General features: G+C 59.4%; 14 protein-coding genes and 1 pseudogene. 10 read left to right on the forward strand and 5 right to left on the reverse strand.

The window, feature by feature from the left end; all coding sequences use genetic code 11:
- Positions 1-120: 120 nt before the first annotated feature.
- From ACZRJ6_RS19330 to ACZRJ6_RS19365, 8 genes and pseudogenes are all read left to right on the forward strand, one after another.
- Complete coding sequence (locus tag ACZRJ6_RS19330; protein ID WP_463969114.1) at positions 121-1,038, forward strand: NAD synthetase; 918 nt, start codon at positions 121-123, stop codon at positions 1,036-1,038.
- Positions 1,038-1,478, forward strand: a complete 441-nt coding sequence (locus tag ACZRJ6_RS19335) for a hypothetical protein (RefSeq protein WP_463969115.1) — start codon at positions 1,038-1,040, stop codon at positions 1,476-1,478. The genes ACZRJ6_RS19330 and ACZRJ6_RS19335 overlap by 1 nt, the downstream gene beginning before the upstream one ends.
- Positions 1,479-1,694: 216 nt before the next feature.
- A pseudogene (locus ACZRJ6_RS19340) lies at positions 1,695-1,802 on the forward strand (DUF3362 domain-containing protein); the annotation flags it as partial.
- A gap of 263 nt (positions 1,803-2,065) precedes the next feature.
- Entirely contained in the window at positions 2,066-2,986 is a 921-nt protein-coding gene (locus ACZRJ6_RS19345) for an NAD synthetase (RefSeq protein WP_463969116.1), read from the forward strand.
- Positions 2,983-3,435: a hypothetical protein gene (locus ACZRJ6_RS19350; RefSeq protein ID WP_463969117.1), complete on the forward strand. Its 453-nt coding sequence runs from the start codon at positions 2,983-2,985 to the stop codon at positions 3,433-3,435. Before ACZRJ6_RS19345 ends, ACZRJ6_RS19350 begins: the two co-directional genes overlap by 4 nt.
- A gap of 207 nt (positions 3,436-3,642) precedes the next feature.
- Positions 3,643-6,936 carry a transglutaminase family protein gene (locus ACZRJ6_RS19355; protein ID WP_463969118.1) on the forward strand — a complete coding sequence of 1,098 codons (3,294 nt, stop codon included), beginning with the start codon at positions 3,643-3,645 and terminating at the stop codon, positions 6,934-6,936.
- Between the two features lie 147 nt (positions 6,937-7,083).
- Positions 7,084-9,570, forward strand: coding sequence for a circularly permuted type 2 ATP-grasp protein (locus tag ACZRJ6_RS19360; protein ID WP_463969119.1), 2,487 nt, complete (start codon positions 7,084-7,086; stop codon positions 9,568-9,570).
- Positions 9,570-10,460, forward strand: coding sequence for a transglutaminase family protein (locus ACZRJ6_RS19365; protein ID WP_463969120.1), 891 nt, complete (start codon positions 9,570-9,572; stop codon positions 10,458-10,460). The genes ACZRJ6_RS19360 and ACZRJ6_RS19365 overlap by 1 nt, the downstream gene beginning before the upstream one ends.
- Before the next feature lie 42 nt (positions 10,461-10,502).
- Here ACZRJ6_RS19365 and ACZRJ6_RS19370 read toward each other — a convergent pair whose 3' ends face one another.
- Positions 10,503-10,691 carry a hypothetical protein gene (locus tag ACZRJ6_RS19370; protein WP_463969121.1) on the reverse strand — a complete coding sequence of 63 codons (189 nt, stop codon included), beginning with the start codon at positions 10,689-10,691 and terminating at the stop codon, positions 10,503-10,505.
- 69 nt (positions 10,692-10,760) lie between these two features.
- On the reverse strand, positions 10,761-11,348 hold the full coding sequence (locus ACZRJ6_RS19375) for an LOG family protein (RefSeq protein WP_463969122.1): 588 nt from the start codon (positions 11,346-11,348) through the stop codon (positions 10,761-10,763).
- Positions 11,349-11,687: 339 nt separating this feature from the next.
- Between ACZRJ6_RS19375 and azu the strand changes: the two genes are divergently transcribed.
- The gene (gene azu / locus ACZRJ6_RS19380; protein ID WP_463969123.1) at positions 11,688-12,134 is read left to right on the forward strand and encodes an azurin; all 447 of its coding nucleotides are present in this window, start codon (positions 11,688-11,690) and stop codon (positions 12,132-12,134) included.
- Between the two features lie 96 nt (positions 12,135-12,230).
- On the opposite strand, the gene nadE is transcribed toward azu, so the two are convergent.
- The 3 genes from nadE to ACZRJ6_RS19395 all read right to left on the reverse strand — a co-directional run bounded on the left by nadE (position 12,231) and on the right by ACZRJ6_RS19395 (position 15,276).
- On the reverse strand, positions 12,231-13,058 hold the full coding sequence (nadE, locus tag ACZRJ6_RS19385; protein WP_463969124.1) for an ammonia-dependent NAD(+) synthetase: 828 nt from the start codon (positions 13,056-13,058) through the stop codon (positions 12,231-12,233).
- Between the two features lie 3 nt (positions 13,059-13,061).
- Positions 13,062-14,276 carry a nicotinate phosphoribosyltransferase gene (pncB, locus tag ACZRJ6_RS19390; protein ID WP_133101446.1) on the reverse strand — a complete coding sequence of 405 codons (1,215 nt, stop codon included), beginning with the start codon at positions 14,274-14,276 and terminating at the stop codon, positions 13,062-13,064.
- A gap of 103 nt (positions 14,277-14,379) precedes the next feature.
- Complete coding sequence (locus ACZRJ6_RS19395) at positions 14,380-15,276, reverse strand: LysR family transcriptional regulator (RefSeq protein WP_149411139.1); 897 nt, start codon at positions 15,274-15,276, stop codon at positions 14,380-14,382.
- Positions 15,277-15,442: 166 nt separating this feature from the next.
- Between ACZRJ6_RS19395 and amaB the strand changes: the two genes are divergently transcribed.
- Positions 15,443-16,933 (forward strand): L-piperidine-6-carboxylate dehydrogenase, encoded by a 1,491-nt coding sequence (amaB, locus tag ACZRJ6_RS19400; protein WP_463969125.1) that lies wholly within the window; start codon positions 15,443-15,445, stop codon positions 16,931-16,933.
- The last annotated feature ends 68 nt before the right edge of the window (positions 16,934-17,001 follow it).

Genomic DNA, 17,001 nt, shown 5'->3' on the forward strand with positions numbered 1-17,001 from the left:
GCTTGCTCGCGAAAAACTCACCGACACCACGTTAAACCAGATTACCCGCGTTATCGTTGACGACTTTCGCGAGCAAGCTCGCTCCTACAGTCGATTCACGTCATTCAAGGAAGAGAACACATGAGCAACCCCCTGCTCAACATCGGCATGGACTCCAACCGCTCCCAGTTCATGGCCCGCCAACGAATTGAAGGCCAGATCAACTTGCCGAGCTTGTTTGCCGCCATTGACGCCGACCCAGGCATTGTTGGTGCCGGTGTGGTGTATATCGATGCTGACTTCAATGTCGTGACCCTGCGCGAGTTCAAGCCGATCTGCAGTATCAAGCCCAAGCGCATCATCTTGCGGGAGGCGCAGAAGTACATTGCGCCGGCGCAGTTTGCCAATCAGGTGACTAACAACCCGCGTGAGTCCCGGCTGGTGGGGGAAGCAGTCAATACGACCTTGTCTTGTGCGGGCGCAATCCTCGGTTGGATTGTAGTGTTCAGCGGTACAGTCGCCGTGCCTTTCACTGGTGGCGCGAGCCTGGTGGTGACGGGCATAGGCGCGACAGCTGCAGCGGCCAGTACTGCGCAATGTGTAGTCGGGGGCATGAGAACTATCAACGAACTCAACGACCCGGCAGCCAACGACGATATGGATAGCGAGGACTGGTATCGCTATGCAATGCCGGTATTGGACGCCGCTTCACTACTGGGTGCCGGCGCCTCTACTCTGACGACTCTTCGGCTGCTGCAGGCTCGAAAGGTGACCACTGGCAGAAGTTGGTACGAGTTGTCCAAGGGGTTGACCCGTCAGCAACGCAAGGCGCTCACCAAGGAGTTGCTAAGCCTGAAAGATCCAAGCCTGAGCAATAAGCTCTTGAAACTGCGCCAGCGCTCCGGTGAGTTGACCAAGCGATATTCGGCGACCGAGATCAATCACGCTACTGTGACGCAGATCAGAGATTCCCTCGGTGCTGCCATTGGTTTTACTGGGAGCGGCTTATCAGGCAACATTCGAACTATTGCAGTTGGCCTGTATGAGGAGCTTGAGTGATGGATCGCCAAGGTTCATTGAAAGCTTTTTTAGCTCAGTATTTTCCAGCGTTTATATGCGCATTTTTCCTTGCCTGCTTCTCTCTATCCGCCGCTATTTCATTGGCATCAAGTACATTTTTTCGCAGCGAACCAGAGCGCGCACGTTATTCTTTTCTGGCGGCTGTTTTCTTAGGCTTGCTCTTGGCGCTCAGCCATTTCGTCATGATTAGAGGGCGAGGGTGGGGAGCTTGGGCCATCGCTGCCTTCTACGTTGTATGTTTTCTAGTCGTGTTGCCGACCTATAGCTATCGGCCGCATATGGCTGCGTATGTAATAGGGTTGCTGTTTCCATTGCTGGGGCTGCTGTTGCTCAATAGTAAGCGTCATCGGGAAATGCGTCTCCAGCTTCTGGAGATCCGTCGTCTGCGCCAAGCCATGAAGTCACAGCGCAAAAAGTGATGAGCCCTCACAAACCTTGTTCAGAGGGCAGTAACTGCCGTGGGCCTGCACTAGGAAATCGAGCAATGAATGAGCTGCCCAGCATTCGCAGTTTTCTGTCGAAGTATTTCCCGGTCTTTATGGGTGCGATATTCGCGTCCATTTTTACCCTTGCTTGCGCTGCTATTGCTCAACAGCAAACGCCACCGCGAAATGCGCCAGAAACTGCTGGAAGTTCGCCGCCTGCACAAGGTCTTCCTGCGCTACCACGACCCGAAAGGCTGGCCGATGCTGCGTGAAGCACTGACCCGCATGGGCCGCGCCGAGCTGATCGGGTCGGGCAAGAAGCCTGTCCGCAAGCCGGTCGTGCCGCGTTGATCGCAGCCTGAACATGCAAAACGCCAGCCTCGTGCTGGCGTTTTGCTTTCTAGGCGGTGGGTGGACCGTTTGTTAAGGTGGCGCCGTCAAACAGCCCTTTGTAGGAGCGAGCTTGCTCGCGAAAAACTCACCGACACCACGTTAAACCAGATTACCAGCGTTATCGTTGACGACTTTCGCGAGCAAGCTCGCTCCTACAGTCGATTCACGTCATTCAAGGAAGAGAACACATGAGCAACCCCCTGCTCAACATCGGCATGGACTCCAACCGCTCCCAGTTCATGGCCCGCCAACGAATTGAAGGCCAGATCAACTTGCCGCGCTTGTTTGCCGCCATTGACGCCGACCCAGGCATTGTTGGTGCCGGTGTGGTGTATATCGATGCTGACTTCAACATAGTGACCCTGCGTGAATTCAAACCCCTTTGTAGTATTACGCCCAAGCGCGTGATTCTTCGGGAGGCGCAGAAGTACATTGCGCCAACTCAGTTTGCTGAGCATGTGGTGAGTAACCCACGTGAATCCCGTCTGATTGGCGAGGCGGTGAATGCCGGAATTTCTTGTTTAGGCGCTGTCATTAGCTGGGCTGCGATTGCCAGCGGGACAATTTTGGTTCCTTTCAGTGCAGGTGCCAGTTCCATCATTGTTGTGGTTGGATACGCGGCTGCCGGTGCAAGCTCACTTCAGTGTTTCAATGGCATTACTCGAACAGCGCTCGAAGTCACCAAGCCAGAGGTAAATGATTGGTTGGACAGCGAGGCGTGGTATCAGAATGCTTCAACTGTTTTAGACGCAACATCATTAGCTGGAGTAGGAGCATCCGCCCTGACGACGATAAAACTCGTCAATGTCGCGAAGGCGACCACTGGCAAGAGCTTGCGCGAAGTGCTTCGTGGGTTGAATCGCCAAGAAAGAGCGAAGCTCACAAAAGAGCTGCTGAGTATCAATGACCCTCGCCTGACATCGAAGATGCTCAAGCTCAAGCAATTGTCGGGCGAGCTGCCCAAGCGTTTTACCCCTACTCAACTTAACCACAGCACCAAGACCCAAATTAAAGATTCCTTAGGCGCAACGACGGGGCTTGTTGGGAGCGCTTATACGGGAAACGTAAAAACTATTGCGGTGGGGCTGTATGAGGAGATAGGCGAATGAGCGAGCTGATGACACTTCGTGATTTCTTCAGGCATTACTTTCTTACTTTTATCGGTGGTGTATTTGCCGCCTATTTTTCCTTGGCTTTCGCTACAGCGCTTTCCTTTGTGACCTATTTTCGTGACAAACCACTCGCCGGAGGCTTGGGCGTTTCGATTGTGCTTTTCGGGGCGTTTCTGGTCCTTTTAACGGTCCATAGCAACTTCATGATTTTGCGGGGGCGACCGTGTTGGGTGTGGGTGATGGTTGGTATTTACCTCGCTTGTTTTCTGTTTGTTCTTCCGATGGTTCAGTACAGCCCTCATAAATTTTTTTACGGCCTAGCGCTGGCTTTTCCACTTTTTGGTTTATTGGCACTCAACAGCGGCGTACAGCGACAGATGCGTATTAAGCTCGTGGAAATCCGTCACATTCGGCAGGCTTTAAAGGCTAGGAGCAAGGCCCGATAGCCCTCTCACTCCCTCGCGAAATTGAGTAGATTCATCACCCGTCCTCACACTCCTGCCACAAATATGTGCAACCCTCGCACCACGACGGCAGCCATCGCGCCGTTTTGGTGCTGTACTGCACCGGGTCCCACGATAAAGCGCAATGCCCACCGCACTGGCATAAGTCTTGCGCGCTTTGTTTCATGCCCTGGCTCGCAGGAGGCCGCCGTGTCGATTCATGTCGCGTTGCACCACGTTACGCATTACCGCTACGACCGCGTGGTCGAACTCGGCCCACAGATTGTGCGTTTGCGTCCGGCGGCCCATAGCCGCACGCGGATTTTGTCCTACGCGCTGAAAGTGCTGCCGCAGCAACACTTCATCAATTGGCAGCAAGACCCCCAGGGCAATTACCTGGCGCGACTGGTGTTCCCGGAAAAGACTGACGAGTTGCGCATTGAAGTCGACCTGGTTGCCGAGATGGCGGTGTTTAATCCGTTCGACTTTTTCCTTGAGCCCTACGCCGAAAAAATCCCGTTCAGCTATGCCGCCGATGAGCAACGCGAGCTGGCGCCGTACCTGGAAACCTTGCCGCTGACGCCGAAGCTCGCCGCGTACCTGGCAGGCATCGACCGCACGCCACTGCCTGCCGTGGATTTTCTGGTGGGCCTCAACCAGCGCCTGGCCGCCGACATCGGCTACCTGATCCGTATGGAACCGGGGGTGCAAACCCCGGAATTCACCCTGGAAAACGCTTGCGGCTCGTGCCGCGATTCGGCCTGGCTGTTGGTGCAACTGCTGCGTAATCTTGGTTTGGCAGCACGGTTTGTTTCCGGTTACCTGATTCAATTGACCGCCGACGTCAAAGCCCTCGACGGCCCATCCGGTACGGAAGTGGACTTCACCGACCTGCACGCCTGGTGTGAAGTGTATTTGCCGGGTGCCGGCTGGATCGGTCTCGATGCCACTTCCGGCCTATTCGCCGGTGAAGGCCATATCCCATTGGCCTGTAGTCCCGATCCGTCTTCAGCGGCGCCCATCAGTGGCCTGGTGGAACCTTGCGAGTGCGAATTCACCCATGAGATGTCGGTGGAGCGTATTTGGGAAGCCCCACGGGTGACCAAGCCCTACACCGAAGAACAATGGCTGGCGATCCAGACCTTGGGCCGGCAGATCGATGGTGATCTGCTCAAGGACGACGTGCGCCTGACCATGGGTGGCGAGCCGACCTTCGTCTCCATCGACGACCCCGACGGCGCCGAATGGAACACCGCAGCCCTGGGCCCGGACAAGCGCCGGCTCTCTGCCGAACTGTTCCAGCGCATGCGCAAGCATTACGCGCCCAAGGGCCTGGTGCACTTCGGCCAAGGCAAGTGGTACCCCGGCGAGCAATTGCCGCGCTGGTCGCTCAATTGCTACTGGCGTCGGGATGGCGTGCCGATCTGGCACAACAGCGCGCTGATTGCCGATGAACAACAAGACTACGGCGCTGATGGCGTGATGGCCGGGCGTTTTCTCGCCAGCGTTGCCGAGCGCTTGAAGTTGCCTGCGCACTTTGTGTTCCCGGCCTACGAGGACAATTTCTATTACCTGTGGCGCGAAGGCGCCTTGCCTCAGAACGTCACCGCGCAAGACCCACGCCTGGGCGACGACCTTGAGCGTGACCGCCTGCGCAAGGTCTTCAGCCAGGGCCTGGATAAAGTCATTGGCCAGGTGCTGCCGCTGGCGCGCACGGCGGCCAATGACTGCTGGCAGAGCGGGCGCTGGTACCTGCGGGATAACCATTGCCGCTTGGTGCCGGGTGATTCGCCCCTGGGCTATCGCCTGCCATTGGCCTCGCAGCCTTGGGTGACGGCGGCGGAGTATCCGTTCGTGCATCCCACCGACCCCAATCAGGATTTGCCTGATCTTCCGACGACGGCGCAGCTGCAAAGCCACGGCGAACCGGCCCTGAGCGACGATCGTATTCCGAGGATCGACGAATCCGCCGACTGGCTCACCCGCACCGCCCTCTGCGCGCAAGCGCGAGAAGGCAGGCTGTACCTGTTTATGCCGCCCCTGGAGCGGGTCGAGGACTACCTGGAGCTGGTGGCCGCTATCGAAGCCACCGCCCAAGAGCTGCATTGCCCGGTGCTGCTCGAAGGCTACGAGCCACCGAGTGACGTCCGCCTGAGCAACTTCCGGGTCACGCCGGACCCAGGCGTGATCGAAGTTAACGTGCAACCGTCCGCCACGTGGGACGAGTTGGTGGAACGCACCGAATTTCTCTACGAAGAAGCGCGGCAAACCCGCCTGACCACCGAGAAATTCATGATCGACGGCCGTCACACCGGCACCGGTGGCGGTAACCACTTTGTCCTCGGCGGCGCTACGCCCAAGGATTCGCCGTTCCTGCGTCGGCCCGATCTGCTGCGCAGCTTGATCAGCTACTGGCATAACCACCCGTCGTTATCCTACTTGTTTTCCGGCTTGTTCATCGGCCCGACGTCCCAGGCGCCACGGGTCGATGAAGCTCGCAACGACGCGCTGTACGAGTTGGAAATCGCCTTCGCGCAAATGCCGGCGCCCGGAGAGGAGTGCCCGCCCTGGCTGGTGGACCGACTACTGCGCAACCTGCTGATAGACGTCACCGGCAATACCCATCGCGCCGAATTCTGTATCGACAAGCTTTACTCGCCGGACGGCGCTACCGGCCGCCTTGGCCTGTTGGAATTGCGGGCCTTCGAGATGCCGCCCCATGCGCGCATGAGCCTGACCCAGCAACTGTTGTTGCGGGCGCTGGTAGCGCGGTTCTGGCGTGAGCCCTATGCACCGCCCAAGCTGGTGCGCTGGGGGACGCAATTGCACGACCGCTTCTTGCTGCCGCACTTTATCGAGCAGGACTTTGCCGATGTCATCGTCGAGCTGAACGCTGCCGGTTATCCTCTGCGTGCAGAGTGGTTTGCTGCGCACCTGGAGTTCCGCTTCCCCAAGGTTGGCGATTACGCCGTCAGCGGCATCGAACTGGAACTGCGCCAAGCCCTGGAGCCCTGGCATGTGCTGGGAGAAGAGGGCGCGGTGGGCGGCGCGGTGCGCTATGTCGATTCGTCCCTGGAGCGTTTGCAGGTCAAGTTGAGCGGCCTGCCGCCGCAACGGTATCTGCTGACCTGCAACGGCATTCCAGTACCGCTGCAACCTACCGGGCGGGTCGGTGAGTTCGTCGCCGGTGTGCGTTATCGCGCCTGGCAGCCGGCCAACTGTTTGCAGCCGACCATCCCGGTGCATGCGCCGCTGGTATTCGATCTTTTGGATACGTGGATGCAGCGCTCATTGGGCGGTTGTCAGTACCATGTCGCCCATCCGGGTGGGCGCAATTACGACAGCCTGCCAGTCAATGCCAACGAAGCCGAGAGCCGGCGCATGGCGCGGTTTTTCCACCTGGGTCACAGCCCTGGAACGTTGCCCGTGCCGGCCGTGGTGATTAACGACGAATTGCCGATGACCCTGGATTTGCGCCGCTTTTCGACAAAAATAGAGGATTGAATGTACATAATCCCGAAAGCAACAAATCTATAATGTGGGCTTGCCTGCGATAGCATCACCTCGGTACACCTGATGCCCCGAGGTGCCTGCATCGCGGGCAAGCCCGGCTCTCATACTCTGGCTTCCCTTGCCTCTGCCGAGCGTTCCATGCCCGACTTGCTCGACCGTTACCCGCTGACCGCGGGCACTTATCACGAACTGCTGGACGACAGCGGCGCGGTCCGCGGCCATTGGCAGCGCCTGCTTGACCATCTGCAACGCAGCACCCCGGCGCAACTGGCCCAGCGCCAAGCCTTGCTGACCCGGCAGATCCAGGAAAACGGCGTGACCTACAACGTCTACGCCGACCCCAAGGGCGCCGATCGGCCATGGGAACTGGACCTGTTACCCCACGTGCTGGCAGCGGATGAGTGGAAGCACCTGTCGGCCGGCATCGCCCAACGTGCGCGGTTGCTCAATGCGGTATTGGCGGACCTCTACGGCCCGCAACGGCTGATCGCCGAGGGCTTGTTACCGGCGGAACTGGTGTTCGGCCATAACAACTTCCTGTGGCCGTGCCAGGGCATACAGCCGCCCGAGGGTGCGTTTCTGCACCTGTATGCTGTGGATCTGGCGCGCACCCCCGATGGCCGCTGGTGGGTCACCGCCGACCGTACCCAGGCACCGTCCGGCGCCGGTTATGCCCTGGAAAACCGCACCATCGTGTCCCGTGCTTTTCCGGATATGTACCGCGACTTGCAGGTGCAGCACCTCACTGGTTTCTTCCGCACCCTGCAGGAAACACTGGCCCGCCAGGCGCCGAGCGACGACCAGCCACCGCTGATCGTGCTGCTGACCCCGGGCCGTTTCAACGAAAGCTATTTCGAACACCTGTACCTCGCCCGCCAACTCGGCTACCCGCTGGTAGAAGGCGGCGACCTGACGGTGCGCGACGCCACGGTCTACCTGAAAACCCTCAGCGGCTTGCGCCGGGTCCATGCCGTCATGCGCCGTCTGGACGATGATTTCTGTGACCCGCTGGAGCTGCGCACCGACTCGGCCCTCGGCGTGCCGGGGCTGCTGGACGCGGTGCGCCAAGGCAATGTGCTGGTGGCCAACGCCCTGGGCAGCGGCGTGCTGGAGTCTCCCGGGTTGCTGGGTTTTCTGCCGAAGATCAATCAGTTTCTGTTTGGCGAAGAGTTGATCCTGCCGTCCATCGCCACTTGGTGGTGCGGCGAAGCGCCGGTACTGGTCGAAGCCCTGGAGAAACTGCCGGAGCTGGTGATCAAACCGGCGTTTCCATCGCAAAGCTTCGCCCCGGTGTTTGGCCGTGACCTGAACGACGAACAACGCCAGGCCCTGGCCGAACGCATGCGGGCGCGGCCTTATGCCTACGTTGCCCAAGAGCTGGCGCAACTGTCCCAGGCGCCGATCTGGCATACCGTCGACGAACATCTACAACATCGCGCCATCGGCATGCGCGTCTACGCCGTCGCCAGCGCCGACGGTTACCGGGTGCTGCCCGGTGGCCTGACCCGCGTGGCCGCCGAAGCCGATGCTGAAGTGGTGTCGATGCAGCGCGGCGGGGCGAGCAAGGACACCTGGGTGCTCGGCGAACGTGCCCCCGGTGGCGAGCAATGGCGTGCGCAGCGTTCTATTGGCGCCCATGACTTGATTCGACGTGATCCATACCTGCCGTCGCGGGTGGTGGAAAACCTGTTCTGGTTCGGCCGTTATTGTGAACGCTGTGATGACAGCGCCCGCTGGCTGCGGATCGTCCTCGCACGTTATGTCGACGGAGACGACCCGCAAGCGCTGCAAGCGGCGGTGGAGCTGGGAGAGACGCTGCGACTATTGCCGCAAGAGGGAGAGTTGCCTGAGCGGCTGCTGGCGGCTTTGCTTGGCGATGACTGGCCGTCGAGCCTGCGGGCTAATTTGCAGCGCTTGCAGTGGGCGGCGTCCCAGGTGCGCGGCAAACTGTCCCGTGAAAACTGGCAGGCCTTGGTGGAGTTGCAGCGCGAAGCCGTGGAACTGGAGGCGCAAGAGCCAGATTTCGGCGAACTGCTGGACTTCCTCAACCGCCTGGTGATGTCCCTGGCGGCGCTGTCGGGCTTTGCCCTGGACGACATGACCCGGGACGAAGGCTGGCGCTTCTTGATGATGGGCCGGCGCATCGAGCGTCTGCAGTTTCTCAGCAGCAGCCTGACGGCATTTCTGCGGGGCGTGGCGGTGTTCGATCAGGCGGGGCTTGAATGGTTGCTGGAACTGGGCAATAGCAGCATCACTTACCGTTCCCGCTACCTGGCGGTGCCGCAATTGATCCCGGTGCTGGACCTGTTGCTGCTGGATGAGCAAAACCCCCATGCGGTGCTGTTCCAGCTCAAACTGGTGAGCCGCACCCTGCGTCGTCTGAATGATGATTTCGGTATGCCGCGGGAGACCGGGCTGGCGCCGTTGGTGGAGCGACTGTCGCGTTTTGACCTGGGCTGCCTGGAAAATCCGCTGTTTGGCGAATCCAGCGTGCGCGCCGCCCTCGATGGCCTGGCGGACCTGTTACAGGCCGTCGCCGATGAAAGCGGGCAAGTCTCCGATCGCCTGGCGTTGCGCCATTTTGCCCATGTTGATGATGTCAGCCAGCAAACGGTGTCCGTGTAATGAGTGCCCGTTACCAGATTTTCCACGATACCCATTACCACTACGACAGCCCGGTGTCCCTGGCCCAGCAGTTGGCGCACTTGTGGCCACGCCCCTGCGCCTGGCAGCAGTGTACGGCGCAGCAATTGCTCATCAGCCCAGAGCCGACCTCGCGCCGGGATGAGCTGGACGTGTTTGGCAACCCGATCACCCGCCTGGCGTTCGAGCGGCCCCATGATGAGTTGCTGGTCAACGCCGGGCTCACGGTGGAGGTCTTCGCGCGGCCTGTGCTGGATTTCAGCCAGTCGCCGGCCTGGGACCAAACCCGCAGCAGCTTGACCTACAGCAGCCAGCCGTTGTCCCCCGAGGTGATCGAGGCGTGCCGCTATCGTTTCGAATCGCCCTATGTGCATCTGAAGAAAAGCTTCGTCGAGTTTTCCGAAAGCTGTTTTCCACTGGGCCGTCCGTTGTTGCTGGGCACCCAGGCGCTGATGGAAAAGATTTTCAGCGAATTCACCTTCGATGCCGAAGCAACCCAAGTCGCCACGCCGCTGGTGGAAGTGCTGGAGCGTCGGCGCGGCGTGTGCCAGGACTTTGCCCACTTGATGCTGGCGTGCCTGCGCTCCCGAGGCCTGGCGGCGCGCTATATCAGCGGCTACCTGCTGACCCAGCCACCGCCCGGCCACCCACGGCTGATTGGCGCCGATGCGTCCCATGCCTGGGTCTCGGTATTTTGCCCGGTGCTGGGCTGGGTGGATTTTGATCCAACGAATAATGTGCAGCCGGCACTGGAGCACATCACCCTGGCCTTGGGCCGGGATTTCTCCGATGTTTCGCCGTTGCGGGGGGTGATTCTGGGAGGGGGGAGTCATGACCCGGAGGTGCGGGTGACGGTGATGCCGCTGGAATAAGGCCTGTGGCCGCTGCCTTGGCAGCGGCCACAGTGAGAGGCCTTAGGCGTCAGGCGCCTGATCTTTCGGTGTTTCGGTCTCGTCAGTGGCCACTTCACCTTCTGTATCCGGGTTCAGTACGCCAGCTTCTTCGTCGGCTGCAACTTTCTTGCGTTGCAGCTTTTCCTCTTTCTTCTGCTCTTTGGCCAAGTCTCTCTGACGTTTGGCGAAGGAGTAATTAGGTTTTGCCATGGGCGATCCTCTGGGGGTCGAAGGTGAGGTTGAGCGGCGCGTATTCTGCCTTTAATCGCGTCCCAAGGGTTAATCGGGTTTTTGGTCCACCCATTTGGGCAGGACCAGCGGTTGCCAGGCATCCAGTACGTCAAGCAGCTCAGCCGGCGATTCGCTGGTTTGCAGCATGGCACGATGGGGCGCGCGGACGAAGCCTTCGCCGACGATATGATCGAGAAAACCGGTCAATTTGCTGTAGAAACCGTTCACTTCCAGTAAACCCAGCGGCTTACCGTGGTAACCGAGCTGGCCCCAGGTCCAGACTTCGAACAGCTCTTCCAGGGTGCCGAGGCCGCCGGGCAGGGCGATAAAGGCATCGCTCAGCTCGGCCATGCGCGCCTTGCGAGCGTGCATGCCGTCGACTACTTCCAGGCGAGTCAGGCCTTTGTGGCCGATTTCCAGGACTTGCAGGCTTTCGGGAATGATTCCGACCACTTCGCCACCGGCTTGCAGGGCCGCATCGGCCACAATCCCCATCAGGCCGACGGCGCCGCCGCCGTATACCAGGGTCAGCTTTCGCCTGGCCAACTCGCGCCCGAGGGCAATGGCCGCTTCACGGTAGACTGGGTTAGTACCGCTGCTGGCACCGCAAAATACACATACAGACTTCAAGGACATACCTGACTCCATGCTCAGTAATGGCTAAAGAGTAAAGGTTGGCCGGTGTGCCTTAAAGGATTAAACCTCGCGCTCGCTCTTTTCATAGGTGCCGCTGGCGCCACAGGCATAAGCGGCAAGCAGGCCGCGAAACAGGCTATTAAGGTGCATGGCTGGTACTCCAAAGGTGATGACGAACCGAGCATAGGCCGGTGCTAGCCCTTTGGCTGGTTGATTGTGTCGATCAGGCCAATAGCCTAAAGTTGTATACAATCTATTGATTCAGATCATAGGAACTTCTGCCTGTATCAGGCAATCTTGTCGCTATATGCATTTTTTAACCCTGCCTTGGAGATCCACATGTTTGCCAAACTCGTTGCTGTTTCCCTGCTGACGCTGGCTAGCGGCCAGTTGCTTGCTGCAGAGTGCAAGGTCACCGTTGACTCCACTGACCAGATGACCTTTAACACCAAGGCCATTGAAATCGACAAAAGCTGCAAGACGTTTACCGTTGAGCTGACTCACTCCGGTAGCTTGCCGAAGAACGTCATGGGCCATAACTGGGTGCTGACCACTGCGGCAGACATGCAGCCGGTGGCGACTGAAGGCATGGCCGCTGGCATCGGCAAGAACTACCTGAAAGAAGGCGACACCCGCATCATCGCCCACACCAAAATCATCGGTGCTGGCGAGAAAGATTCGGTGACTTTTGACGTGTCGAAGCTGGCTGCTGGCACCGACTACGCGTTCTTCTGCTCGTTCCCAGGCCACATCTCGATGATGAAAGGCACTGTTACCCTGAAGTAATCAGGACAGCAGGCATAAAAAAAGCGCCCTCACAGGCGCTTTTTTTGTGGTTGGATACGTGTGACGAGCCGCTCGCCACACAATCGCGCTCAGCGCTTATGGCGCAAGCGGCATCACCCGCTTGTGTTCGGTCTTGCGATAGGTCTCGCAGATGATCCGGAACGCCTCTTCGCGCACCGGTTCACCGTGCAAAAACGCATCGATCTCGGCATAGGTCACGCCGTGGGAAGCTTCGTCCGGCTTGCCGGGGGAAAGGTCTTCCAGGTCGGCGGTCGGGATTTTCTCCACCAGCGATTCCGGCGCATTGAAGTGCCGGGCAATTTCCCGTACCTGGTTCTTCACTAGCCCGCTCAACGGCGCCAAGTCGCAAGCGCCGTCACCGAACTTGGTGAAAAAGCCCATCACCGCTTCCGCCGCATGGTCGGTGCCGATCACCAGGCCACCGGCCGCGCCAGCGATGGTGTACTGCGCCACCATGCGCATGCGGGCCTTGGTGTTGCCCAGCACGAAATCCCGGGAGACCGCATGCTTGCCTTCGAAGGCTGCCACTTCATTGGCCAGGGATTTGACCGCTGGGCCGATGTTCACCGTGTGGCGCTCGTCCGGGGCAATAAAGTCCACCGAAGCCTGGGCGTCGTGTTCGTCGAATTGGGTTTCATAAGGCAGGCGCACGGCGATAAAACGATAGGCTTCATCGCCATTGCGTGCGCGCAATTCTTCCATCGCCCGTTGGGCTAGCAGGCCTGCGGTCAGGGAGTCGACGCCGCCGCTGATGCCCAGCACCAATGTCTTGAGCCCCGAGTTAAGCAGGCATTGCTGGATAAAGGTGATCCGTCGTGCGACCTCCGCCTCCAGGGCGGCCTGGTCTTTGAACGGCGCTTGGACCTTGAGCTGTTCAGCAATCTCGCGCTGTACGGCTTGCATGATTCACTCCTTGCTGGATAGGGCAGGTACTTTGAAAACGTGGCGCAAATAGGCGACGAAGTTCGGGTCGGTGCAATGGGTTTTGCCCGCTTCATCGGAGATCTTCGCCACGGGCTGGCCATTGCAGGCGGTCATTTTAAGCACGATGCTCATCGGGTCCACACCTGGTATGTCGCAGGTCAGGTTGGTGCCGATGCCAAAGCTGACATTGATACGCCCCCGCAACGCCCGAAAAATCTCCAGGGCCTTGGGCAGCGTGAGGCTGTCGGAGAACACCAGGGTCTTGCTCATCGGCTCGATGCCCAGCTTGTGGTAGTGGGCGATGGCTTTTTCCGCCCAGATTATCGGGTCGCCGGAGTCATGGCGCAAACCGTCGAACAGCTTGGCGAAATACAGATCGAAGTCGCCAAGGAAGGCATCGGTGGTGATGCAGTCGGTCAGGGCGATACCCAGCAGGCCACGGTACTCGCGCACCCAGCAATCGAGGGCGGCAATCTGGCTGTCGATCAGCCGTGGGCCCAGTTGCTGGTGCGCCATAATCCACTCGTGGGCCATGGTGCCCAGGGGTTTCATGTCCAGCTCACGGGCCAAATGTACGTTGCTGGTACCGACAAAACGTCCGGGGAAATCGTGCTTGAGCACGTTGACCACTTCTTCCTGGACCCGGTAGGAAAAGCGCCGACGAGTGCCAAAATCGGCGACCTGCAACTCGGACAATTCGTCACTGCTGGCATTGGCGGTCAGCCAGTCGAACTTGCGGTACAACTGCTCGCGCGCTTGTTCGAGGATCACGGTCTGATAGCGATAGCGGTTACGCACCTCGCTGACGATGGCCAGCATCGGCACTTCAAACAGAATCACATGCAGCCACGGCCCGCGCAGGCGGATAAACAACTCGCCGTTTTCGATACCGGTCTGCACGTAGCGCAGGTTGAAGCGAAACAGGCCAAGGAAGCGCAGGAAATCCGGCTTCATAAAGCTGATGCGTTCCAGGAATCCCAGTTGATCGGGGCTCAGGCTCAGCTCGGCCAGACGCTCGATCTGATAACGAATCTCCGCCAGATACGGGCGCAGGTCTTCACTGTTGCGGCAGCGAAATTCCCATTCAACTTCCACGTTGGGGTAGTTGTGCAGCACCGCCTGCATCATGGTCAGCTTGTAGAAGTCGGTGTCGAGCAGGTTCTGCACGATGCGATCGGCAAATACACTCTCGCTCATAACGGGAATCTCCAGACGGGTCGGCAATGGGCGCCGACCGTTACGCACAATTAAGGAATGACGCTAGTGGCGCATAGACGCAGGTTGATTTGCTAGCGTTTTTTCAGGTTGCGTCAACCTGTTCCATCATCCACTTCACAAAATCGCGCACTTTGGGCACTTGCGCCGAATGCTCGGGGTAGGCCAGGTAATAAGCATCCTGGCTCGGCATCGCGTGTTGCCAGGGGATGATCAACTTGCCGTCGGCCAATTCCTCTTCCACTAGGAACCGTGGCAACAGTGCCACGCCACAGCCCACTTGTGCGGCGCGGATGCACATATAAAAGGTATCGAAACGCGGGCCGTGGTAGCTGTGTTCGGTCTGGTAGCCCTGGCTGGCGAACCAATCGTGCCAGCCCTGGGGACGCGAGGCGTTTTGTAGCAGGACCAGTTCGCTCAGTTGCGTGGGATCGGTAAACGGTTGAGCCGGCAGGCTGCCCGGTGCACACACCGGAACAAGCTCTTCGCTGAATAACTTCAGGCTTTCGGTACCGGGCCGTGAACCCTGGCCGAAGTAAAAGGCGAGGTCGGCGCGGCCTTGTAGCAAGTCGTCGGGCTCCTGTTCGTTGCACAGGTCCAGGTGGATCTGCGGGTGACGCAAGCGCCAGCCCTTAAGCCTTGGCACCAGCCAGCGCGCGCCGAAGGTGTAGGGCGTAGACACCCGCAATACTTCGGTCTCGCCGCCGTAGGAACGAAGGTAATGGGTCGACATCTCCACCTGGGTGAGGATTTTTCGTACTTCCACTAGGTACAGATCCCCCGCAGGGGTCATCTGCAAACGCCTGCGCACCCGGAGAAACAGCAGGTGCTGCAGCAGTTCTTCCAACTGAGCGACTTGCTTGCTGACGGCGCTTTGGGTCAGGTTCAGCTCTTCGGCGGCGCGGGTGAAGCTCAGGTGGCGGGTGACGGCCTCGAAGCACTGCAGGGCGGTGATCGAGGGCAAATGTCTTTTATTCAGCACGGTTGGCCTCTTTTTTCTTGTCGTGACACGTTCAGCATGAATAAACGGAATGATATCTCGCCTAATGGTCGTTTGTTGGCAAGTCTTGGGCCAGCTACAAATAAGGTCTGGATCGCCGTGTCAGTTGGCGGCGCATATTTCTGTTTGTGGATTGAAGGAGTGACCCATGGTTGCCGCATTGCTTGATCGTCTCGGGGTAAACCCGGCGCTGTACCAGTCGGGTAAACAACCCGTGCATTCGCCTATTGATGGCAGCCGAATTGCCAGTGTGCACTGGGAAGGCGCCGCCGAGGTGGAGCAGCAGGTCAGTCGCGCCGAGCATGCATTTGAAGCCTGGCGTAAGGTGCCGGCGCCGCGCCGTGGCGAGCTGGTGCGCCAGCTCGGCGAAGTGCTGCGCGAATATAAGGCTGACCTGGGCGAGTTGGTGTCCTGGGAAGCTGGCAAGATCACCCAGGAAGGCCTGGGTGAAGTGCAGGAAATGATCGACATCTGCGACTTCGCCGTCGGCCTATCCCGTCAGCTGTATGGCTTGACCATCGCCTCCGAGCGCCCAGGCCACCACATGCGTGAAACCTGGCACCCGCTGGGCGTGGTGGGGGTGATCAGTGCCTTCAACTTCCCGGTGGCAGTGTGGGCGTGGAATACCACGTTGGCGCTGGTGTGCGGCAATGCGGTGATCTGGAAACCTTCGGAAAAGACTCCGCTGACTGCGCTGGCGTGCCAGGCGCTGTTCGAGCGCGTCCTGAAAAACTTCACTGACGCTCCGCAATACCTGAGCCAGGTGATCATCGGCGGTCGCGATGCCGGCGCCGCGCTGGTGGACGACCCTCGTGTAGCCCTGATCAGCGCCACTGGCAGCACTCGCATGGGCCGCGAAGTGGCGCCGAAAGTCGCCGCACGTTTTGCCCGCAGCATCCTGGAGCTGGGCGGCAACAACGCTATGATCCTTGGCCCCAGCGCCGATCTGGACATGGCCGTGCGCGCCATTCTGTTCAGCGCCGTCGGCACCGCCGGCCAGCGCTGTACCAGCCTGCGCCGGTTGATTGCCCATGAATCGGTGAAAGAAGAGATCGTCACGCGCCTCAAGGCTGCCTATTCCAAGGTGCGCATCGGTCATCCGCTGGAAGGCAATCTCGTCGGCCCGCTGATCGACAAACACAGTTTTGAAAACATGCAGGACGCCCTGGAGCAGGCCTTGAGCGAAGGCGGCCGGGTGTTTGGCGGCAAGCGCCAACTGGAAGACAAATTCCCCAACGCTTACTACGTGTCGCCGGCGATTGTGGAAATGCCGGAGCAGAGCGATGTGGTCTGCACTGAAACCTTCGCGCCGATTCTGTATGTGGTCGGTTACACCGATTTTGCCGAAGCACTGCGCCTGAACAACGCCGTGCCTCAAGGCCTGTCCTCGTGCATCTTCACTACCGACGTGCGCGAAGCCGAGCAGTTCATGTCTGCGCTGGGCAGCGACTGTGGGATTGCCAACGTCAACATCGGCCCGAGCGGCGCGGAAATTGGCGGTGCGTTTGGCGGCGAGAAGGAAACCGGTGGTGGTCGTGAGTCGGGTTCCGATGCATGGCGTGGGTATATGCGTCGGCAGACCAATACCGTGAACTATTCGCTCGAGCTGCCGTTGGCCCAAGGCATCACTTTCGACTGATCGCGTACAGCTGTTGATCGTTCCCGCGCAGAGCGTGGGAACGAACGGTGGTGAAATCCTCCCGGAGT

The sequence above is a fragment of the Pseudomonas sp. C321 genome, from assembly GCF_055407105.1.

Excerpts from the sequence above, each read along its gene's own strand:
- ACZRJ6_RS19335 (WP_463969115.1), top strand. The coding sequence starts at position 1,038 with ATGGATCGCCAAGGTTCATTGAAAGCTTTTTTAGCTCAGTATTTTCCA.
- ACZRJ6_RS19370 (WP_463969121.1), bottom strand. The coding sequence starts at position 10,691 with ATGGCAAAACCTAATTACTCCTTCGCCAAACGTCAGAGAGACTTGGCC.
- ACZRJ6_RS19375 (WP_463969122.1), bottom strand. The coding sequence starts at position 11,348 with ATGTCCTTGAAGTCTGTATGTGTATTTTGCGGTGCCAGCAGCGGTACT.
- amaB (WP_463969125.1), top strand. The coding sequence starts at position 15,443 with ATGGTTGCCGCATTGCTTGATCGTCTCGGGGTAAACCCGGCGCTGTAC.
- ACZRJ6_RS19350 (WP_463969117.1), top strand. The coding sequence starts at position 2,983 with ATGAGCGAGCTGATGACACTTCGTGATTTCTTCAGGCATTACTTTCTT.
- ACZRJ6_RS19330 (WP_463969114.1), top strand. The coding sequence starts at position 121 with ATGAGCAACCCCCTGCTCAACATCGGCATGGACTCCAACCGCTCCCAG.
- ACZRJ6_RS19360 (WP_463969119.1), top strand. The coding sequence starts at position 7,084 with ATGCCCGACTTGCTCGACCGTTACCCGCTGACCGCGGGCACTTATCAC.
- nadE (WP_463969124.1), bottom strand. The coding sequence starts at position 13,058 with ATGCAAGCCGTACAGCGCGAGATTGCTGAACAGCTCAAGGTCCAAGCG.
- pncB (WP_133101446.1), bottom strand. The coding sequence starts at position 14,276 with ATGAGCGAGAGTGTATTTGCCGATCGCATCGTGCAGAACCTGCTCGAC.
- ACZRJ6_RS19365 (WP_463969120.1), top strand. The coding sequence starts at position 9,570 with ATGAGTGCCCGTTACCAGATTTTCCACGATACCCATTACCACTACGAC.
- ACZRJ6_RS19345 (WP_463969116.1), top strand. The coding sequence starts at position 2,066 with ATGAGCAACCCCCTGCTCAACATCGGCATGGACTCCAACCGCTCCCAG.
- azu (WP_463969123.1), top strand. The coding sequence starts at position 11,688 with ATGTTTGCCAAACTCGTTGCTGTTTCCCTGCTGACGCTGGCTAGCGGC.